Origin of the sequence: Methylomonas koyamae (genome assembly GCF_006483455.1) — a bacterium.
GTDB lineage: Bacteria > Pseudomonadota > Gammaproteobacteria > Methylococcales > Methylomonadaceae > Methylomonas > Methylomonas koyamae_B.
In genome coordinates, this window is sequence record NZ_PPPU01000028.1 from 92,917 (window position 1) to 113,524 (window position 20,608).

The following is a 20,608-nucleotide window of genomic DNA, read 5'->3' on the forward strand; positions in this document are numbered from 1 at the left end:
AATGCTGACCCCGGAGCGGCCGGCTACGCCCGAGTTTTGCCTGCAATCACTGGAATTCGATCTGGAGCAAAGCGATGGCCGAACACTCTTATCCTCGCAATTGGTTGAAAATTATCTTGTTTATGTTCACATCAGCCGGTGCGGCTTTGGCGCATGCCGGCGAATTGGCGGAAGACACCGGCGCTTGGCTGCAAATCGTCGGCGAGGGCAGTCTGCAAGCGGTCGATCCGTCGTTGGAGAAAGGCCGCATCTGGCTGGAAGGGCAGTCGCGTTTCGACGGCAACTGGGGCCATTGGTACCAGGGCATGGTCCGTTCCGCGGTCGGGTACTCGTTGAGCGACCGGGCGACGATCTGGGCCGGTTATACCTGGCTGCCGACGCAGAACATCGGCAAGCCTTATATCGCCCAACAGGATATTTGGCCGGCGTTTCGCTACATCCTGCCCACCGACATCGGCACCTTCACCTTCCGCACCATGTGGGAAACCAATTTCCTGCGCGGCGACCAAGTCCGCGAGCGGCCGCGGCAAATGATCAAATTCATGCATCCGTTCGATTTCGAACCGCGGCTGAGCTTCATCGCCTGGGACGAAGCGTTTTACCGGGTTAACACCACCGCCTGGGGCGGCAAATCCGGCTTCGACCAGAATCGGGCTTTTAGCGGTTTTGGCTGGAATTTCAACAAAAACGTTCGGGCCGAACTGGGTTACTTGAACCAGTACCTCGACGACGCCAACCACCGCGATGCCAAGATGCACCATTTGGGCATGGCGTCTTTATTCGTAAATTTCTAAAAAATAACAAGACTTACGGGAGGGGAAGATGAGTAAACACACCGCTTGGAGGTATTTGGCCGGTTACTTGGCCGTTATTTTGTTTGGTTTGGTTTACGCCAGCGGAGCCCAGGCAGTGCCGAGCTTTGCTCGGCAAACCGGCATGGCGTGTACCGCCTGCCATACGCAGGCCTTCGGTCCGAATCTCAATTCCTATGGCCGCCAATTCAAATTGAACGGCTATGTCTGGGGTGGCAACGGTTCCGCGTTCAGCCGCTTCGGCGGAATGGCGATGGGTTCTTTTACAAATACCAAGAAAAACGTCGACAATCTGGCAGCGGACAACGGCTGGGAGAGTCGCCGTTTCAATGCCAATAACAATTTGGCTTTCGACCAGGCGTCTTTGTTTTACGGCGGTAAGGTCTTTCAGCAACTTGGCGCTTTCGTGCAATTTACCTACGACGGCGTGGAAAGCCGGTTTGCATTGGATAATACCGATATCCGCTGGGCCGACGAGGCTGATTGGCTGGGACGGAATTTCGTCTACGGCGTTTCGTTCAATAACAATCCGACGGTGCAGGATTTATGGAACACCACGCCAGCCTGGGGTTTTCCGTATGTTTCTTCGCCGATAGCGCCGGTTCCGGGCGGCAATTTTCTTTACGGTAGCGCTCCTGCGGTGGCGAGCTTAGGCGGCCAGGTCGGCGGCGCTTCGTTGTATAGCATGATTGACGACACGGTGTATCTGGAAGCCGGCGCTTACAGCAGTTTTGCCCGCTACGCGCAAAAAGGCATGGGGCAGTGGGATGGCGGCGCCGTGAAAATCAACGGCGGAGCACCGTATTGGCGCATCGGTCTGCAAAAAGAATGGCAGGGCCATTACGTCTCGTTGGGGCATTTCGGTTTCCGCGCCGATATCCAGCCCGATCCGACCTTAACGGCGACCGACCGTTTCACCAACTTGGGAGTGGATTTCAATTACCAGTATCTGGCCAATGCCAAACATATCTACGAATTCAAGGGCAGCTATATCCGCGAGCAGCAACAATTGGCCGCCACGTTTAATCAGGACGAGCCTGGGTCGGCGCAATTGAACCAGCAATTGGGATTTCTGGGCTTGAACGGTTCCTATACTTACGACCAGACCTACGGCTTGACCTTGGGCTTTAACCGGATTTACGGCAATCGCGATACGGTGTTGTATGCCGCGTCGCCGACATTGAAACCCAATTCCGAATATTTCACGTTCGAGCTTGACTACATTCCGTTCGGTAAAAAAGCCTCGACTGCGGATTCTTACTTGAATTTGCGCTTTGCGGCCCAATACGTCGCCTATACCCGGTTCGACGGTGCCGATAAAAATTACAGCAGCGACCCGTTGCGCAGCGCCAGCGATAACAACACGTTGTATTTCAATACTTGGCTGGCGTTTTAAACCGGAGTTAATACCCATCTGCGATAGAACCTCGTGGCTCCTGCTTGGCCGGTGCATTAGCTGCACCGGCTTTTTTTGTGGAGCTGGTCACTTAACCCTAGTGGACCGTTACCTTCATGCCAAAACATTACGCCCGTTTCAAAGATATTTCCGTCAGCGAAAGAATTTTAAACACCGTATTTTTGTTGACCATCGGTTTGGCCTATATCATGGCGCTGATCAATATGTACTACACCCACCAGGGCCGCGACGGCAAGCCGGGTTTGTCGATCGAAGACATTGTCATTATGTACCACGGCTCCAATAACCAGACCCGGCTCGGCTCGGCCATCAACGGCATCATGGAGCCGAATCTGAAGTACCAAAGCGACAAGGAAGTCATCATGAAATGGATACACGACGGCGCCGAACAAAACGGTTACGAAAAGGACGTCGCCCCGATTCTGAACCGCGATTGCGTGCATTGCCACAATCCGGCGGTGAATCCGTCCTTACCCAATTTGACTAACTTTGCCGGTGTCTTGGAAGTGGCGCATTCCGGCGGCGCTTCGGTGCCGGTATTGGTCAGGGTGTCGCATATCCATTTGTTTGGTATTGCCTTCATCCTGTTTTTTATCGGCAAGATCTTTTTGCTGTGCGACATCAACATTTACGTCAAACGGGTAGCGGTGGTGATTCCGTTTGCGGCGATGTTGCTGGACGTGCTGTCGTGGTTCATCACCAAATCGATCTCCAGTTTCGCCTACGTGGTCGTGTTGAGCGGCGCGCTGATGGGGCTGTCGATGGGGGTGCAAATTTTACTGAGCATCTACCAGATGTGGTTTTTCCGTAAAGACGTGGCTGCTTGAGACCGAGCGCCGGACTAAGATTGCGCCGCTTTGCTGTGCGGCGGGCTTCGATACCAACTTGAAAAAATTTTATAAATATTCAAAGCTATTGAACTTTATCGATCGAGCCCCATCTTAAACAGCGATCGGGTTATCGCGTTGGCTTGCGTCGATTCGATCTGTTTCTTCCTTAGAACCTCGTGGCTCCTGCCTGGATCGGTACCCAATGGGCTACCGGTCCTTTTTTTTGTCTGACGTACTATTGCTGCGACCGGGCACCGTGGTGATAAAGCGCTTGTCCGCTGGCGCCGTGGGTCCGGGCCGGATCAGGATTGCGGTACTTGCGCCGAGCCGCTGTGAACCGAATTGAGTTGTGGGAAGAGCGGCCGGGGGAAAGCGCCGCTTAGCGCTTTCTCCGGCCGAGGAATGGATTACTTATCGCATTTATGGCCACTGCCGCAGCAGTCTGCCATGTTACCGCCGTGTTTTTGGCAATGTTCGGCACCGCATTCATGGGCGGCTGCGCCTTTGTGGTGGGCGCAATGGCCGGCGTCGCAATGTTTGGCCGCGTCGGCTTCGTGGTGCGCACAGTGCTCGCTGCCGCATTCGTGAGGTTTGGCGTTGGCATCGCCCGCGCAATGTTTGGCGCAGACCGCGTCTTTGGCGTGCGGATGGTCGGCGCAATGTTTTGCGCAATCGTGGTCGGCCAAGGCTTTGTCGGCGCAGTGTTTCAGACAGGCTTTATCTTTTTTGCCTTTACTTTTTTTGCAATGCGCTTCGCAGTCGTGCGACGCATCGGCTTTGTGTTTGGCGCAATGGTCGGGATTTACTGCCGGCACCGGCGCGGCGGCAGGAACCGGAGCAGGCGTCGGCGCTACTGCGGCAGGGGCCACTTCGGCGGGCTGGGCATTGGTCTCGTCGACCGGTTTCGCCGATTCGCAGCCGCTGAGGGCAAACAACGCAGGCAGTATGATGGCCAGCAATAAATGACGATTCTTCATGAGTATCTCTCTATGGTGGGTTAAGGTGACAGGATTTTAGTAGTAAGCAGGCTGTGCGGCAAATTAAATTGCGTTATTTAACATAGTTTATTTTTTGCAGCATAAATCGCCCCGCGTTTGCAGTCATTCGAATAGCGGCGAAGTTTATTGACCCACGTAAACTTGGGTCGCTGGAAATTCCGCCTGGATTCCCGGGGTTTAGCGGGCTTTATCCTGGCAACGCAGGGTAAAAGTCACCGGGCCGTCGTTGACCAACGAGACTTTCATGTCGGCGCCGAAGCGGCCGAATTGGCAACCGGGGTAGATCGCCGCGGCGCGTTGCCGGGCGTATTCGAACAATTCCCGGCCCATCTCCGGCGGCGCGGCCGTCGCAAAGCTGGGGCGGTTGCCGCTGTCGGTGTCGGCGGCCAGCGTGAATTGCGGCACCAACAGCAGGCCGCCGTTGATATCGCGCAAGCTCAGATTCATCTTGTCGTCGGCATCGGCGAATATCCGGTAATTCAGAATCCGCTCCAGCAGGCGATCGGCCTGCTTAGGGGTGTCGGCTTTTTCCACAGCTAACAACGCCATGATGCCGTGGCCGATAACCCCGATATCGATGCCGTCGACCGTGACTTTGGCTTGGGTGACGCGTTGGATGACGCTGATCATGCCGGTTCCTGAGGTTGGAGAAAATAATCGCCGCCGGTGATGGCGCGCAAGCCGGCAGTCGGCCGATTGTATAGGTAAACCCAGGCCGACAAAACCCGCCGGCCGGCCAAACGCACCGGACGCCGGACCCGGCGGTATTCGTGCGGCGGCGGAAAATGCCGAGTGCATTCTTCGTAGCGGTCCAGTTCTGCCAGCGTGCGCCGGCCGTTGCGCAGACGGTAGACTTCGCCTTGGACCCGGCCGCGGCCGGCGTCGACTACGCCCGGATAGCCGTCCAAACGATAAAGCCGGCCAGCCAGCGTCGCCCGGCCGACCCATTCGCAGCCGGCCAGCAGCGGGTGGTTGCTGCAAGCTCCCGGTTTTCGGCGCAGGCTGCCGTAGACGAACAGGTAATCGCGAATCGGGTTCAAGGGGGCGTTGGTTAGAAAATCAGGTTGATCGGGCCGGCTTCGGCCGCCGAAAAAGCGGTCCGCCGAGCCGGTAGGCGACCCGGATGCCAAGCAGTATCGCCAAAACCGAGGCGAAGGCAAGCGGATTGCTCAAGTCTTTTTTCACCAGCCACCAATAATGAACGACACCGCCGATTGCGCAAGGGTAGACCAGACTATGCAAGCGCAGCCAATTTTTGCCGCCTAGCCGGCGCAGCATTTGATCGGTGGACGTCACCGCCAACGGAACCATCAACAGAAACGCCGGAAAACCCACCGTGATATAAGGCCGCTTGGCGATGTCCTGGACGATGGCGTCCCAATCGAAGAACTGGTCCAGTACCAAATAAGCCAGCAGATGCAGGCTACCGTAGCTGAACGCGAACAAGCCGAGCATGCGCCGCAGCCGGATCGGCCAGTTCCAGCCCGACAGCCGGCGCAGCGGCGTCGCCGCCAAGGTCACCATCAGCAAAGTCAGGGTCCAGAAGCCGGTGACGTGGGTGATTTTTTCGATCGGATTGGCGCCCAAATTGTCCAGATAGGCGTTGACGCCCAATTTTCCCAAGGGCAGCAAGGCCAGGCAAAACGCCGCGGTTTTAATACGGGCCAGGGCTTTGCCGTCTAGCGATACGTTAGCCATAGGTCAGAAGTAGCGGGCCAGGTCCATGCCGGCGTATAGCGGGGCGACCTGTTCGGCGTAGCCGTTGAACATCAGGGTTTTGCGCTTCAGGAATTCGCCGATGCGGCGTTCCTTGGCCTGGCTCCAGCGCGGATGGTCCACCTCCGGATTGACGTTGGCGTAAAATCCGTATTCCCTGGGGCCGGCCTGCATCCAACTGGTGGTGGGCTGTTGTTCCAGGAAGCGGATCGCGACTATCGATTTGGCGCTTTTGAAACCGTACTTCCACGGCACCACGATCCGCACCGGTGCGCCGTTTTGCGGCGGCAGCACCTCGCCGTACAAACCGACAGTCAATAGGGTTAGCGGATGCATGGCTTCGTCCAGACGCAGGCCTTCGCGGTAAGGCCATTCCAATACCGCCGATTTCTGGCCGGGCATCTGCTGCGGATCGTGCAGACTGACGAATTCCACGTACTTGGCCTTGCCGGTCGGCTCCGCACGTTTGATCAGTTCGGCCAGCGGAAAACCGACCCACGGTATCACCATCGACCAGGCTTCGACGCAACGCAGGCGGTAAATCCGTTCCTCCAGCGGCGCCATTTTCAAGATTTGGTCGATATCGAAGGTGACAGGTTTCTTGACTTCGCCTTCGATGCTGACAGTCCAGGGCCGGGTTTTTAAACTGCCGGCGCGGGCGGCCGGATCGTCCTTGCCGGTGCCGAATTCGTAAAAATTGTTATAGCTGGTGACCGACTGCAACGGCGTCAAAGATTCGTCGGCATTGAATTCCGACTTTTTGATCTCGCCGAAGCCGCCCGCCGCCCATAGCGGTTGCGGTAACAGCGCCGCCAACGCCGCGCCGCCCGCCGTTTGCAGGAATTTGCGGCGGGTTTGAAATAAGTGTTTTGGCGTGATTGCGGCCGCCGGGATTTTGGGATAGTAGTAGATTTTCATGGATGCCTTCTGGTCCGGAAATTAAATTGCAAACGGCTTGCGTTGTTCAGTGATAAGGATTTTGCCGCCAAGTTCCGATTAGGTTTGGCTGGCGCCGCCCGCCGCGGCCAAAAACGCCGCAACGGCGTCATAACTCAGGGCTAGTACCGGCGGATCGGTTGGGCCTAAAGCCGCCGATAGCGCTACGGCGTGCGAACCGGCGCCGATTAAAAGATTCGGTTGGCCCCAATAGGCCAGCAGCACATCGCACAGGCTGCGTAGCTCGCCCGGAAGCGCAATATCGGCCCGAAACGCCATGGCCTGGCCGCCGCGGTTGCGGATGCGTTCCGCCAGCCGTTCCGCGGCGTCGCGCCGATCCGGGTAATTCAACATGACTCTGGCGCCGGCTAGAGCCAGCGCTTCAGCGGCGGCCGCGCCTGCGGCGCAAGTCGCGTCGATCACCAGCACAGTTTTGCCGTGCAGAGGCAAATGGGCGTTTGAAGTCGACATGCATCAATCCGGCCGGCGGCGCAACTGCGCCAGCCAGGCATCCACCGACCAACGGCCGGGACCGTGCGCCATCAGCACCAGCAACAGCAAACCCCAAGTCCGGTGTTGTTCCAGGCCGGCCGCGCCCAGTTGCGGATAAGACACCACCGCGACGATATTGAAACCGAACAGTAACGCCGCCGCCGTGCGGGCGTACAGGCCCAGAAACAAACATAGCGGCCCCAGCATTTCGATGGTCGTGGCCAGCACGGCTGCCGCCGGGCTCGGTAACAGCGGCACCGCATATTCGAATTGGAACAGATATAAGGTGCTGTCCCAACTGTTCAACTTGAGCCAACCGGAAATCCAGAACGCGTAGCCGACCCAAGCGCGCAGCACCAAGTCGGCGAGCGGCGTCAGCTGGTGGCGCAATCTTAGGAAAAATGTGTTTACGGCTTTGCCCGGCACGGCCGGAGCAGGATTCGCGATACGCGTATTCATGGAGTTAACCTCGGTTACAGTAAAACGATATCGGCCAGCAGACCGCTGCGCAGTCCGGCCAGCAGCCAGGGTTCTACAGCGAAATCCGGATCGCATGCCAAAGCGGCGCCGACGGCAGCGGTTAAACCCGCGCCGCCGGCCAAGGCCGCCAAACAATGGTATTCCGCTAATGCCAACCGCCGAATCTCGACTTCCCACTGCGGCCGAAACACCAGCAGCCGGCAACCGCCCGCATCCAGATTGACGTGCGGATCGCCGAGATAATCGGTTTGGTTGCTGAGCCAGATCGGCAGCAGCGGATAGTCGGATTCGAGCAAACCGACGCTGGGATGCAATTTTGCCGTCAACTCGCCGCAATCGACCTGGTTGAAATCGCGCAACGTCGTCAACGCCGGAACTGGGGATTCGGCGGCATGGTAGGCCCGGTGGTAAAGCCATTCCAGACTAGCCACGTCGGCCAGATAGGGCAGGCTGGCGGCAGCGGCAAAGCCGGCAATCAGCTCGGAGAAGTTGGCGCCGAATTCAATCAGACAAGCCGCGGCTGGCGGATATTCGGCGATATACGCTCGCGCCAGCCGGTCGAAGAAGCCGGCACCGACCAGGCGGTTTACTACCGGGTAGGTGTCGCGTAAGGCCTGGCTCAAACCGGTTTGGGTGTTGTTGCGGTAAACGGCCATCCGCCGTTCCGGGGCGATGCCGTTGGCGACAATACCGGCCGGAATCCGGGCGGAGTCGCCAAACACGAAACCGGTAAAATCGCGTTGCAGCTCATGCAGCCTGGACATAATTTTGCTCCATATAGCGATCGGCGCGTGCGGCCTGACCGATCAGGGTGTGCCAATCGGGTAAATCCGCATCCCATTCGATCAAGGTTGGCCGGTTGCCGAACAGCTGTAAAACCATGCGGAACAACTGCCATACCGGCTCGGCGACCGGGCCGTCGTGGCTGTCGATCAGGATTACGTCAGCGCCGATTTGGTTGCGGCGGTGGCCGGCCAAATGGAATTCGGCCACGCGGTCGGCATCGAGTGCGAGCAGGTAATCCAGCTCGTCCCAGCCGTGGTTACGGCAAGAGACGTAAAGATTGTTGACGTCCAGCAGCAGGCCGCAGCCGCTGCGGCGGGCCAATTGGCTCAGGAATTCGGCTTCGCTGTAGTCGGCATAGTCGAACTGCAGATAACTGGACGGGTTTTCCAGCAAGATTGGCCGGCCGAGGAAGTCCTGCACCTGCGCCACCCGTTGTACCCAAGCGGCGAGGGCCGATTCGGTATAGGCAATCGGCGCCAGATCGTTTAAATAGCGGCCGCCGAACGCGCTCCAAGACAAATGCTCGGACACCAGAGCCGGCTCGATGCGTGCGATCAACTGCTGTAACTGGCGTAAATGGCGCCCGTCCGGTGCGTCTACCGAGCCGAGCGACATGCCGACGCCGTGCAGGCTGAGCGGATAGTCCCGCCGCAGGCTTTCCAGCATCCGTAGCGCCGGGCCGCCGGTAGCGAAATAGTTTTCGCTGTGCACTTCGAGCCAGGCCGGTTTGGGCTGGCCGTGCAAGGCCTCGCGGTAGTGCGGCGAACGCAGCCCGATTCCGGCCGCAGCCGGAATCGAAGCGTTAACGGCGCCGAAGGATAGGGTATTGCGTGACTGCGCCATGACCGATCCGGATTACATGCCGGCCGGAGCTTGCAGGCTGCCGCCGCTGATGCGCTCGCAGGTGCCGGCCGGCAACGCGATGAAGGCATCTTTCTGGTTATCGCTGATTGCGTGGCCGGCGCACGCGTTGGACAAGGTTTTGCAATCGTTCTTGCCGGCTTTGGCGACGCCGTAGCATTTCTCCATATCGTTTTTGTCGGCGGCCGCGGCTGTGGCTGGCAATCCCATCGCGCTCATGGCCAGGATGGAAGCCAAAGCGGTGCTGACGACGGTAGTTGGGTTTTTCATGGATAGTCTCCGTTAAGTTAGATTAGTGAAGTGTCGGCAGCCTGTGCCGTCCGACACAGCTAATATAGCAAGCGCCGTACCAGGTCCTGTCTTGTAGAATTAGTTAAATTTAATCAATGGCTTGTAAAAATTTGGCGCTATCGCTGGTCAAGTTTGCACTGAAGAGTGCCGCGATATTTCGCGGCGGCCGCCAAATATGGTGGCCTTGGCTTGGTGGTCGCGGCTAGAATGTGGTGGCGTTCTGCGGTGTCAATTTTTTCGTCCACTCTTTTCAAAAACATGGACCCAAGCGATTCCTGCGATTTTTCGATTCTGAAGGCGGTGGTCGAAGGCACTGCCCAAGCCACCGGCGGCGACTTCATGCGCTCGTTGGTGCGCAACTTATGCCTGGCGACCGGCGTGGCGAACGGTTTCGTCGCCGAGTTCGCCGAGGCCAAGACTCGCGTGCGCACCTTGGCGTTCTGGACCGACGGCGAATTTCTGGACCATCAGGAATGGGATTTGCCCGGTACGCCGTGCGAAGATGTGTTGCGCGGCAATTTCTGCCATTACCCTTCCGGCGTGTCGCAGATGTTTCCGCACGAGCAGGGAGTGGAAAGTTATTTGGGCGTGCCGCTACGCGACGGCGAAGGCGAGATACTCGGCCACTTGGCGTTGTTCGATAGGCAAGCGATGCCGGAGCGGGACAATCTGTTCTATGTCTTCAAAATCTTCGCCGCCCGCGCCGCGGCGGAATTGAACCGGTTGCGCATCGAGCAGCAACTGCGGCTCAGCGAACAGCGCTTTCGCGAATTGTTCGACGAAGCGCCGATCGCCTATGTGCACGAGGATGTGCAAACCCGGTTTCTGCAAGCCAACCAGGCGGCATTGCGGATTCTGGGTTTGACTCCGGAGCAGGTAAGCACCACGCGCGGCATTTCCCTGGTGCCGGAGACGCCGGAAGCCCAGGCCCGGTTGCAACAGGCGTTCGCATCGGTCGAAAAAGGCACGGATAGCGCCGGCGTGGTGCTGGAATTGCGGCGCAAGGACGACGGCCGGCCGGTCTGGATTCGCTGGTGGTCGAAAACCGATCCCAGCGGCCGCTTCATGCGCACGATGTTCATAGACATTACCGCCCAAGTCTTGATGGAACAGGAGCAGGCCAAGTTGGAAGCGCAAAACCGCTACCTGCAGGAAGAAATCAAGGCAGAGCACAATTTTGAGGAAATCGTCGGCCGCAGCCCGGCGCTACGCTCGTTGCTGCACCAGGTGCAGCGTGTGGCGCAGACCGACGCTTCGGTACTGATTCAAGGCGAATCCGGCACCGGCAAGGAACTCGTGGCGCGCGCCATCCACTCCGCCAGCAAACGCAAACAGCGGCCGTTGATCAAAGTCAATTGTGCGGCGTTGCCGTCCAGCCTGATCGAAAGCGAATTGTTCGGCCACGAAAAAGGCGCTTTTACCGGTGCGATCAGCAAACGTATCGGCCGTTTCGAACTGGCCGAAGGCGGCACCCTGTTCCTGGACGAAGTCGGCGAAATTCCGCTGGACGTGCAGGTCAAATTATTGCGGGTGATCCAAGAACGCGAATTCGAACGCGTCGGCGGCCAGACCCCGATCAAAATGGATGTACGGGTCATCACCGCCACCAACCGCGATTTGTTGCAGGAGGTGGCGAACAAAAGTTTCCGCGAGGATTTGTTCTACCGGCTGAACGTGTTTCCGCTGACCACGCCGCCGCTGCGGGAGCGGCTGGAAGACATTCCGCTGTTGGCCGCTTTTCTGATCGGCAAATTCGCGCCGAAAATCGGCAAAAAAATCAACGGCGTCGGCGCCGAATCGATGCGACGTTTGCAGAACTACCGCTGGCCCGGCAACATCCGCGAACTGGAAAACATCATCGAGCGCGCCATCATCCTGGCCGACGGGCCGTGGCTGGAGATCGGCGCCGAGCAATTGCCGGGCAGTGCGACGGATATTTCAACCGCGCCGCCGCAGATCGGCGACGCCAGCCTGGATGCGGTCGCCCGCGAACATATCCTGCAGGTGTTGGAGCGAAGCCGATGGGTGATAGAGGGCCCGCAAGGCGCGGCGCAGCGCTTGCGGGTCAAGCCCAGCACGTTGCGCTATCGGATGCGGAAACTGAATATTCGTAAGCCGCAATGAAAGCCCGCATCGAATTCATTGATTGCATTGCGAAACCGGCGGCGCCGGATTACGTCAGGCCGGCGGTCGACAACAGTCCAAGCGGCGAATGGTTCGGCCAACCGGAGCTGAGATGAGCAATCATCCCGAAACCGTAAGCTACGATCCGCGCGCGGTCTGCGCCGCGCTGGGAATTGCCGTCGAAGCGGTCGAAGCCCGCGGCCTGCGCCTGTATCCCGCGGCGGAACGCTTGGCCGTCGCCGACCTCGACCATAAAGGCAGGGCGTTTCTAATGACCCCCGCCGCCGGCCGCGCCTGGCAGGCGATGAAGGCCGCCGCAGCGGCCGACGGCATCGAGATTTACCTGATCTCGGCCTACCGCAGCGTGGAACGCCAGGCCGAGATCATCCGCGCCAAGCTCGACGCCGGCGCGGCAATTGCCGAGATCCTGACCGTGCTGGCGCCGCCCGGCTACAGCGAACACCACACCGGCCGCGCCGTGGATTTGACCTGCCCGGATGCGCCGGCGGTGCAACAGGGCTTCGAACTGACCGCTGCTTTCGCCTGGTTGCAGGTCAACGCCAATCGCTTCGGTTTCGTCATGTCCTATCCGCCGGACAACGCCTCGGGTTATCGCTACGAGCCTTGGCATTGGTGTTATCAAGATATTTCTTAAGATTTGCGGCCGGCGCTATCGCTAAGGTCGCATTTTTTAAATCCGGCCGTTGCCGGCTAAGGGCCTTTCCGGGCGAGTCGGGTCGGCGGGTTTGGTTAAAGCCGGCGGCTGGTATAAAATCTTGCGGTGTTCAATCACGTCCTTGCCGGTCAAGCCGGCCCTGCATCCGCGTTTAATGCTTCTAGCCAAACCCACTAAACATCCGCTGCCGTATTTTTCGGACAGCGCGCAATTATTCGCCCCTATTGCCCATCTGCCGTGGGCGGTGTTCCTGGATAGCGCGCAACCTCACAGTCGTCAGGACCGTTACGATATTCTGGCTTATGCGCCCGTAACCACTCTGCAAACCTACGGCAACCTGACCAGGATCGAACGCGACGGGCAGGTCGTCGAAAGCGCTGCGGACCCGTTCGAATTGTTGAAGCAGCAACTGGGACAGGTATTGCCGGCAATCGACGGTTTGCCGTTCTGCGGCGGGGCGATCGGTTACTTTGCCTACGACTTGGCCCGGCGTATCGAAAAATTACCTGCCATCGCCGCGGACGCCGAGGGCATTGCCGACATGGCGGTCGGCATTTACCGTTGGGCGGTGGTCGTCGATCATCAGCAACAGCAAAGCTGGCTGGTCGGTTACGGTTTGACCGATGAACTGCTACAACGCTTAATCGCCGAGTTCAGCCAACGATCGCCACAGGGTCCGACTGCAGCTTTCCGGGTGTTGCAGGCGCCTGCCGCCAACATGGACAAGCGCCAATATGCGGCGGCCTTCAACAAAATCAAAGATTATTTGAAAGAAGGCGATTGCTACCAGATCAATCTGACCCAGCGTTTCAGCAGCGCCTGCGTCGGCGAGCCGTGGCAGGCCTTCGAGGTGCTGCGGCGGATCAATGCCGCGCCGTTCAGCGCCTATTTGAATCTGCCGGACGTCCAGGTATTGAGTTCGTCGCCCGAGCGTTTTTTGAAAGTGACCGACGGCGCGGTCGAAACCAAGCCGATCAAGGGTACCCGCCCGCGCCGTGCGGACCCGGAACAGGATCAAGCCCAGATCGAAGACTTGGTGGCTAGCGCCAAGGACAGGGCGGAAAACGTGATGATCGTCGATTTGCTGCGTAACGACTTGGGCAAGTGTTGCCGGAAAGGTTCGGTCTGGGTGCCGAATTTGTTCGCAGTGGAAAGCTACGCCACCGTGCATCACTTGGTCAGTACCGTCACCGGCCAGTTGGCGCCCGGCCAGCATGCGCTGGATTTGTTGCGCAGTTGTTTTCCGGGCGGCTCAATCACCGGCGCGCCGAAAATCCGGGCCATGGAAATCATCGAGGAATTGGAACCGCATCGGCGCGGAGTTTATTGCGGTGCGATCGGCTACGTCGGCTTCGACGGCAATATGGACACCAATATCGCGATCCGGACCCTGGTGCACAACCGCGGCACGATTCGCTTCTGGGCCGGCGGCGGCATCGTCAATGATTCGGTACTGGACGCAGAATATCAGGAATGCTTCGATAAAGCGGCGGCACTGTTGCAGGTGTTGGCGCAATTTAGCGAATGATTTGCGTCGTCAAACTAGGCGGCAGCTTGTTGGAAACGGCGGCATTGCCGGCTTGTTTGGCGGCGGTGGCGCGGCGGCCGGGACTTAAAGTCATCGTTCCGGGCGGCGGCCGGTTTGCCGACCAGGTTCGCGCCGCGCAACGCGATTATCGGTTCGACGAAGTCGCGGCGCACCGGATGGCCTTACTGGCGATGCAGCAGATGGCCGAATTGATGCGCGGGCTGCTGCCCGAGCTGGAAATCCTGGTAGCTACCGACTCGCTTGCAGCCGGGGCGGCGGCCAAAACCTGGGTCTGGGCGCCGCAAGTCGCCGAATTGGATGCGGCCGGAGTTCCGGCTAGTTGGGACGTCACCTCGGACAGTCTGGCCGCCTGGCTGGCCGGGCGGATTGCGGCCGACGAATTGGTGGTGGTCAAGTCGGCGCCGGTCGCGGCCGGGACCGACTGGCCGGAATTGCAGCGGCAAGGCATCCTTGATCCGGCTTTTGCCCGTTTCGCTGACGCCGCTTCCTGTAAAATCAGCGTGGTCAATAAAGACGACTTCGTGTTCCATCATGATTAATTTCCTGAAAGCCCTTCTGAACCGGCGCTTGCGCAAAGCGTATTACCAGAGCCGGGAGTCCCTGCTCGGCCACCATAAACGCGACATCGTCGTGATGCAGGTCGACCAGGCCTGTCATAGCCTGAAAGATAGCCGCGACCAATTCGTCGAGGCGCTGGATAAATTCAAAACCCTGGTGCATTTGCCGGAGAGTTCGTTGGAACAACGCTACCAGCAATTGAAGCGGCGCTACGATGTCTGCCGCAGCAAGGCCGACACCGTCAGCCAAAAGATACAGGCGGTGGAGGAGGTCAGCGAGGCCTTGTTTGCCGAATGGGAAGCGGAGCTGGATTTGTACAGCAATCGGGCTTTGCGTGCCCGCAGCCAGCAGCAATTGAAAAAATCCCGCCAGCAATATGCGCGTTTACTCAAGGCGCTGCAAACTGCGGAAAATCGGATGGTGCCGGTATTGGCGGCGTTTCAGGACCAGGTGCTGTTTTTGAAGCACAACCTCAATGCCCATGCCATTGCAGCGTTGCGGCACGAGTTCGTCGAGATTGGCGTGGATATTTCGAAGTTGATCGAGGTGATGGAGAAAACCATTACCGAGGCCAGCCTGTTCGTTGCCGTCCTTGCGGATCAGAAGCAACTGCCGGCCCCGGTGGCCGTACGCAAGTAATTACATCGCGTGCATTTTGTAATCGACCCGTGCCGGCGGGTTTTTATCGCGGGCGTCAGGCGTTTTCTTGCGGTTTTGGTCGATGCGCTCTTGCGAATACTGGGTAATCATTTGGTCCCAGGATTCGTATTGAGCGTACTCTTTGTTGCCGGACGACTTGCGTTTGGCGAACAATTCCTTGCCGGTTTCTATCAACTGTTCGGGGGTTTTGCCGTCAATTGCGTCCAGGAACTCCTGGTTGCTGCGGATCTCGTCGCGCAGAGTCCAGAACGACACTTCGAATTCGATGCGTTGGTCCAGCGGCAATTTTTCCTTGATATGGCTGATCGACCTGTTGACGGTTTTCATGCTGCTGCCGTTGATCTGGTTGCTTTTATTGCAACCGACCATCACCGAACAGAGCAGTAAAACCAATACCGTTGACGCTTTTTTCATAGTGCAGCCCCCCAGTGGCTAAATAAACAAACCCGATTTTTGTATTTATAATGGTTGTAATGCGGGTCACCCAACAAACCAAATTACTCGGTAATTAAAAACACAAGCTTACCACATGCTGGATTTTATCCAACTTCTCAAACAGCGTTACGAAATTGTGCTACAGCAGTTGGATCGAAAACATTCCCGCTTCGGGGAATACCAGCAACGCATAGAACAGTTACTCCACGCCGAAGCCTTCATCCGCAAAGGCCAGCTGCTGGAAAACCAGCCGGGCTTGCCTTTGCAGATTGCCGTGATCGGCCCGACCCAGGCCGGGAAAAGTTCGGTCGTCAATTTGTTGTTGAATAGCGATAGCGCGGGCGTCAGCCCTTTGGCCGGCTATACGGTCCATGCCCAGGGCTTCTGTCATCGAGTGGCAGCGGAGGCTTGCGACGGCCTGCAGCATTATTTCGGCCGTTTCCAGCAGCTGGGGCGCGACGCGTTACGGCCGGGGCGTTACGATTGTTATTCGCTGAGTCCCTGCGGCAACGTTTCCGCCTTGCTACCCGACTGTGTACTGTGGGATACCCCGGATTTCGACTCGATCGACTCCGCCGATTACCGGGAGGGCGTGGTCCGCACCATCGCCTTGGCCGACGCGGTGATTTTGGTGGTCAGCAAGGAAAAATACGCCGACCAATCGGTTTGGGAGTTGATGAAATTCATCGAGGCTTACCAACAGCCGACCCTGATTTGCGTCAATAAGCTGATGGAAGGCAGCGAGGCGGTCATTTTGGAATCGTTGCGCGACAAATGGCGGCAAACCCGGGCCGATCCGCCGCCGCCGATGCTGGGGATCTTGTTCCAGAAAGCCCCGGCCCAGCCGCAATGGCCGGCCCGCGCGGGTAGCGCGGTCGCCGAGCTGACGCAGAAAGTCATCAGGAACAAGCATTCGGTCAAGCAGCAACAGCTTGTCAGCCGCTATTGGCTGCCTTGGCTAGAGCCGGTATTCAGCGAGCACCACGCCCAACGCCATTGGCAGACCCTGGTGGACCAATGTCTGGCCGACGCGTTGCAAGACTACCGGCGCGATTATTTAAATCACCCCCATCACTACCAGACCTTCCAGAATGCATTGTTGAATCTGCTGACGCTGTTGGAGATTCCCGGCTTGGCGCGGGTATTGGGCAAGACCCGACGGGCCATGACTTGGCCGTTTCGCAAATTGCTGGATTGGGGCAATGCCAAATCGGCGGCCAATCCCAGTCACGAACTGGCGGTGTTGCAGCAATTGGGCGAGCATTTGCTGATCCGGCTGGCCGACCGGGTGCTGGAAAAGACCGAAACCGAGCCGGCCGACAGCTATTGGTGGCGGGAAAACGCGATGGCTTTGCGCCAACGCCGCGGCGAAATTCTGCTGGCCTACCAACGCGCGGTCGATAGTTACCACCAAGATTTCCAGCAGGACGTCGAAGCCGCCGCGCAACGCCTGTACCGCAAATTGCAGGATCAGCCGCTGATTCTGAACAGTCTGCGCGCGACCCGAGCCACCACCGACGCCGGCGCGATGCTGCTGGCGATTCAGGCCGGCGGCATCGGCGTGCAAGATTTGGTGATTACGCCGTTGATCTTGACCATCACCTCGCTGCTGGCGGAAAGCGCCATCGGCAGTTACATGCATCGGGTCGAAGCCGAATTGAAACAGCACCAATTCACTACCGTGAAAAATACCTTATTCGACGACTGTCTGGGGCAGCGTTTGTACCAACTGCCGCTTGCCGTGCATAGCCAGACCCGGTTCAACATCTCCGAACAACAATGCCATGCCGCAGAGCTGGCGCTGAAAGAGAAGAAACATGGCTTGCGCATACTCTGAATTGGTGGCCGATGCCCAACGCTGGGCGACAAACGCCGCTGCCCACGGCCGGATAAGCGCGGAACAGGCCGGACTGTTCGACAACCTGGATCAAGCCGGCTCGGGGCCATTGTTTAAGCCCGACAGCGGTCAAACCGACATGCCGCTGATCGTCGCCTTCATGGGCGGGACCGGCGTCGGCAAGAGCAGCCTGTTAAACCGCCTGGCCGGCCAGGCCATCGCCAGGGCCGGCATCGAACGGCCGACCTCGCGGGAAGTGACGCTCTACCATCACCAGAGCCTGAGCATCGATAAACTGCCGGAGGGTTTGCCGCTGGACAGCATCAAAATCAGCCGTCACCACGATGAGAGCAATAGCCATATCGTCTGGATCGACATGCCGGATTTCGATAGCGTCGAACTCGGCAACAAACGCTTGGTGCTGGAATGGCTGCCGCATATCGACGTATTACTGTACGTGGTCAGTCCGGAACGTTATCGCGACAATAAGGCTTGGCAATTGCTGCTGGCGGAGGGCGCCAAACACGCCTGGTTGTTCGTCATGAACCAATGGGACCGCGGCCTGGCCGTGCAATACGACGACTTCAAACAGCAGCTGGCCAAGGCCGGCTTCGCCGACCCCTTGCTGTTCCGTACCAGTTGCAGCGAACCGGATGGCGACGAATTCGGTCTGTTGCTGGAGCAATTGCGACAGTTGTCCGGCCGGCATAACGTTGCCCGCTTGGAACGCCGCAATCAGCAACTGCGGCTTAGACGCCTGCAGCAAACCTTGCAACAGCTGGCCGCCGAGATCGACGGCCGCGATTTTGGCGCCTTACAGACTAATCTCGACGCGCTATGGCCGCAAACGGAAGCGAATTTGCATCAGGGGTTGGCCTGGGCCATGCAGCAGCTTGCCAAGTGTTGGGCGGACAAGCTTGGCCAGAACGCCGAGATTTCGTTATGGGACGAATGGGCGCAAAACCGGCTGAACGATATGCTCGACGAACTGATTCTGCAGGCGGCGCAAGCCAATTTGCCGACCAAACCGCTGAAGTCCGCGCTGCAGACTATCCGCGAGAACGCCGGTAAGACCCTGGCCGCCCAAACCGAACTGGCCGGGCGCCAAGCGATGTTGAATCCCGGCAACGGCGCCCAGCGTCTGCTGATGAAGGCCGCGGCTGTCGGCGAAACCTTACTGCCGCTGGCGGCAATGGGAGTGGTCGGCTATCAGGTTTTTTCCGGCTACTACCACAGTGCCGCCGAAAACAGCGCCTACCTCGGTACCGACTTTGCCGTGCACAGCGTGCTGCTGATCGGTTTGAGTTGGCTGATTCCGTTTTTCTTGCACAAGAAAATTCAGCCTTCGTTGTATAACGCGGCATTAAAGGGCTTGCACAAGGGGTTGCAATCGGCCTTGGCGGCGGTGTCGGCCGATATCCGCCAAATACTGGCTTCGGAACAACAGGGTAACCAAGCGCTGCGTGCAGAGTTGCAGGGGCTGATCGCGCGTTGCGCCGTGGCGCCGGAGGCGGCGATCGAAACCCAGAGTCTATTGGGCCGGGTATTGTTGGCCGATGGCGGTTAACCGATTTCGCAACGGGTGCCGTTCATATTCCCTGCCTGCCACAATCACTGGAACCGGCCGAATGCCGCCTTGCCGCCAAACCGGCTTGCTTGGCCGGTTTACTCCACCAGCGGCAGAATCAAATAGTCGGTCCATTTCCGCTCGCCGTCGGCCTGGTCTGCGGTCGGCAGCAGGGTTTCGTTCCAGCCGCCGCCGAGGGCTTTGACCAGTTGTATCGCCGCCGACAGGCGCTGCCCCAATAACTGCACGGCGGTTTGTTGATTGGCCAGCGCGGCGGTTTGCGCGGTCATCACGTTCAAATAACTGACCGTGCCGGCTTGGTATTGGTTGTTGGTCAAAGCCAGGGCTTGTTTGGCGTTGGCGACCGCCTTGTCCTGGACTTCGGTTTCCTGTTCCAGAATCCGTAACGCGGCCAAATTGTCCTCCACTTCCTGAAACCCGGTCAGCACGGTCTGCCGGTAAGCGGCGACGCTGGCGTCGTAGGCGGCGATGGCCTGTTTGTATTGGGCGTTCGTCACGCCGCCGTCGAATAGGGTCAGGGCCAGCCCGGCCGGACCCAATGACCAGTAGCGCCGGGCCATCGTAAACAGATTGCCGGGGTCGCCGGATTGGAAGCCGTTGGTGCCGGCCAGATTCAACGTCGGGTAATAGGCGGCCTTGGCGACGCCGATTTGGGCGTTGGCGGCGGCGATCTGGCGTTCTGCAGCGGCGATGTCCGGCCGGCGCTCCAGCAACTCCGACGGCAGGCTGACCGGAATACCGGGCGGTTGCGCGTTCAGCGGCGCCGGGGCCAAAGCCAATTCGGCCGGTGTTTTACCGATCAATACTGCGATTGCATGCTCCAGTTTAGCGCGTTGCACCCCCAGGTCGATGGCTTGGGCGCGCACCGTTTCCAACTGGGTTTCGGCCTGGACCACGTCGGCTTTGGCGGCAACGCCAACCGCATAGCGGTTTTTGGTGATTTCCAGGGTTTTGGCGAACGCGGCGATGGTTTCATCGAGCAGTGCCTTCTGCGCGTCCAATGTCTTCAATTGAAAGTAATTGTCGGCTAACGTGGCTTGGCTGGACAGAATCAAGCCGTGCAAGGTGGCGGCGCTGGCTTGGGCGCTGTCGGTATTGGCTTCCAATTGGCGGCGGACCCGGCCCCATAAGTCCGGCTCCCAGGCGATCCCCACCGCCTGGCCGAATAGATTGCGTACGCCGGCAACGGCGACATTTTGGCCGGTCGCGGCTTTGAAACGATTGAAGCTGCCGGTCAATGTAGCCACCGGCAACAGCGACGATTGCGCCGATTGCACCAGATGCTGGGCTTGGCGGTATTGGGCCTCAGCTTGAATCACGGACTGGTTGGCGCCGGCGACCTGTTCTTCCAGGCTGTTTAACAGCGGGTCGCCGAAAATTTCCCACCATTTGCCCGGCAATCCGCTGTCGCGCGGCTGGGCCGGCTTCCAGCCTTTGGCTTCCTTGAATTCGTCGCTGATCGTAGCTTGCGGGCGGACGTAATCGGGACCGACCGTGCAGGCGGCCAATGGCAAGGTCAGCAAGCAACAGACTGCGGCAGTTTTTTGTCGTGGACGCATGAA

22 protein-coding genes are annotated in these 20,608 nt (G+C 58.6%); 10 read left to right on the forward strand and 12 right to left on the reverse strand.

Annotated elements, in window-relative coordinates:
• Positions 1–74: 74 nt before the first annotated feature.
• The 3 genes from C2U68_RS15255 to C2U68_RS15265 all read left to right on the forward strand — a co-directional run bounded on the left by C2U68_RS15255 (position 75) and on the right by C2U68_RS15265 (position 3,056).
• Complete coding sequence (locus C2U68_RS15255; RefSeq protein WP_313901416.1) at positions 75–794, forward strand: DUF2490 domain-containing protein; 720 nt, start codon at positions 75–77, stop codon at positions 792–794.
• 28 nt (positions 795–822) lie between these two features.
• Positions 823–2,208, forward strand: coding sequence for a cytochrome C (locus tag C2U68_RS15260; protein ID WP_260839369.1), 1,386 nt, complete (start codon positions 823–825; stop codon positions 2,206–2,208).
• A gap of 116 nt (positions 2,209–2,324) precedes the next feature.
• On the forward strand, positions 2,325–3,056 hold the full coding sequence (locus tag C2U68_RS15265) for a hypothetical protein (protein WP_140913329.1): 732 nt from the start codon (positions 2,325–2,327) through the stop codon (positions 3,054–3,056).
• A gap of 410 nt (positions 3,057–3,466) precedes the next feature.
• On the opposite strand, the gene C2U68_RS15270 is transcribed toward C2U68_RS15265, so the two are convergent.
• From C2U68_RS15270 to C2U68_RS15315, 10 genes are all read right to left on the reverse strand, one after another.
• Positions 3,467–4,036, reverse strand: a complete 570-nt coding sequence (locus C2U68_RS15270; RefSeq protein ID WP_140913330.1) for a hypothetical protein — start codon at positions 4,034–4,036, stop codon at positions 3,467–3,469.
• Positions 4,037–4,234: 198 nt separating this feature from the next.
• The gene (dtd, locus tag C2U68_RS15275; protein ID WP_140913331.1) at positions 4,235–4,687 is read right to left on the reverse strand and encodes a D-aminoacyl-tRNA deacylase; all 453 of its coding nucleotides are present in this window, start codon (positions 4,685–4,687) and stop codon (positions 4,235–4,237) included.
• A complete protein-coding gene (locus tag C2U68_RS15280; RefSeq protein WP_186289630.1) occupies positions 4,684–5,097 on the reverse strand; it encodes a gamma-glutamylcyclotransferase in 414 nt (137 codons plus the stop codon). The genes dtd and C2U68_RS15280 overlap by 4 nt, the downstream gene beginning before the upstream one ends.
• 19 nt (positions 5,098–5,116) lie before the next feature.
• On the reverse strand, positions 5,117–5,755 hold the full coding sequence (locus C2U68_RS15285; RefSeq protein ID WP_140913333.1) for a sulfite oxidase heme-binding subunit YedZ: 639 nt from the start codon (positions 5,753–5,755) through the stop codon (positions 5,117–5,119).
• A gap of 3 nt (positions 5,756–5,758) precedes the next feature.
• On the reverse strand, positions 5,759–6,691 hold the full coding sequence (gene msrP / locus C2U68_RS15290) for a protein-methionine-sulfoxide reductase catalytic subunit MsrP (RefSeq protein WP_140913334.1): 933 nt from the start codon (positions 6,689–6,691) through the stop codon (positions 5,759–5,761).
• A gap of 78 nt (positions 6,692–6,769) precedes the next feature.
• Positions 6,770–7,180 (reverse strand): SDR family NAD(P)-dependent oxidoreductase, encoded by a 411-nt coding sequence (locus C2U68_RS15295; RefSeq protein ID WP_140913335.1) that lies wholly within the window; start codon positions 7,178–7,180, stop codon positions 6,770–6,772.
• A 3-nt stretch (positions 7,181–7,183) separates the two neighbouring features.
• Entirely contained in the window at positions 7,184–7,660 is a 477-nt protein-coding gene (locus C2U68_RS15300) for a DoxX family protein (protein ID WP_140913336.1), read from the reverse strand.
• A 14-nt stretch (positions 7,661–7,674) separates the two neighbouring features.
• On the reverse strand, positions 7,675–8,445 hold the full coding sequence (locus C2U68_RS15305; protein ID WP_140913337.1) for a DNA-binding domain-containing protein: 771 nt from the start codon (positions 8,443–8,445) through the stop codon (positions 7,675–7,677).
• On the reverse strand, positions 8,429–9,310 hold the full coding sequence (locus tag C2U68_RS15310) for a DUF692 domain-containing protein (RefSeq protein WP_140913338.1): 882 nt from the start codon (positions 9,308–9,310) through the stop codon (positions 8,429–8,431). Before C2U68_RS15310 ends, C2U68_RS15305 begins: the two co-directional genes overlap by 17 nt.
• A gap of 12 nt (positions 9,311–9,322) precedes the next feature.
• Positions 9,323–9,598, reverse strand: coding sequence for a DUF2282 domain-containing protein (locus tag C2U68_RS15315; protein WP_140913339.1), 276 nt, complete (start codon positions 9,596–9,598; stop codon positions 9,323–9,325).
• Between the two features lie 279 nt (positions 9,599–9,877).
• Between C2U68_RS15315 and C2U68_RS15320 the strand changes: the two genes are divergently transcribed.
• The 5 genes from C2U68_RS15320 (at position 9,878) to C2U68_RS15340 (ending at position 15,165) form a co-directional block, all read left to right on the forward strand.
• On the forward strand, positions 9,878–11,743 hold the full coding sequence (locus C2U68_RS15320) for a sigma 54-interacting transcriptional regulator (protein ID WP_140913340.1): 1,866 nt from the start codon (positions 9,878–9,880) through the stop codon (positions 11,741–11,743).
• A 112-nt stretch (positions 11,744–11,855) separates the two neighbouring features.
• Positions 11,856–12,398: a D-alanyl-D-alanine carboxypeptidase family protein gene (locus tag C2U68_RS15325; RefSeq protein ID WP_140913341.1), complete on the forward strand. Its 543-nt coding sequence runs from the start codon at positions 11,856–11,858 to the stop codon at positions 12,396–12,398.
• 175 nt (positions 12,399–12,573) lie between these two features.
• Complete coding sequence (pabB, locus tag C2U68_RS15330) at positions 12,574–13,947, forward strand: aminodeoxychorismate synthase component I (RefSeq protein WP_140913342.1); 1,374 nt, start codon at positions 12,574–12,576, stop codon at positions 13,945–13,947.
• On the forward strand, positions 13,944–14,507 hold the full coding sequence (locus C2U68_RS15335) for a uridylate kinase (protein ID WP_140913343.1): 564 nt from the start codon (positions 13,944–13,946) through the stop codon (positions 14,505–14,507). The genes pabB and C2U68_RS15335 overlap by 4 nt, the downstream gene beginning before the upstream one ends.
• Positions 14,500–15,165, forward strand: a complete 666-nt coding sequence (locus C2U68_RS15340) for a DUF2959 domain-containing protein (protein ID WP_140913344.1) — start codon at positions 14,500–14,502, stop codon at positions 15,163–15,165. Before C2U68_RS15335 ends, C2U68_RS15340 begins: the two co-directional genes overlap by 8 nt.
• Here the strand turns inward: C2U68_RS15340 and C2U68_RS15345 are convergent, their stop codons facing one another.
• Positions 15,166–15,600: a DUF6694 family lipoprotein gene (locus tag C2U68_RS15345; RefSeq protein WP_140913345.1), complete on the reverse strand. Its 435-nt coding sequence runs from the start codon at positions 15,598–15,600 to the stop codon at positions 15,166–15,168. It abuts the gene before it with no gap.
• A 115-nt stretch (positions 15,601–15,715) separates the two neighbouring features.
• On the opposite strand from C2U68_RS15345, the gene C2U68_RS15350 reads away from it, so the two are divergent.
• Together C2U68_RS15350 and C2U68_RS15355 are read left to right on the forward strand one after the other, a co-directional pair.
• A complete protein-coding gene (locus C2U68_RS15350; protein WP_140913346.1) occupies positions 15,716–17,458 on the forward strand; it encodes a GTPase in 1,743 nt (580 codons plus the stop codon).
• Entirely contained in the window at positions 17,439–19,025 is a 1,587-nt protein-coding gene (locus tag C2U68_RS15355; RefSeq protein ID WP_140913347.1) for a GTPase, read from the forward strand. The genes C2U68_RS15350 and C2U68_RS15355 overlap by 20 nt, the downstream gene beginning before the upstream one ends.
• A 98-nt stretch (positions 19,026–19,123) precedes the next feature.
• On the opposite strand, the gene C2U68_RS15360 is transcribed toward C2U68_RS15355, so the two are convergent.
• Positions 19,124–20,605, reverse strand: a complete 1,482-nt coding sequence (locus C2U68_RS15360; protein ID WP_140913348.1) for an efflux transporter outer membrane subunit — start codon at positions 20,603–20,605, stop codon at positions 19,124–19,126.
• Positions 20,606–20,608 lie beyond the last annotated feature (3 nt).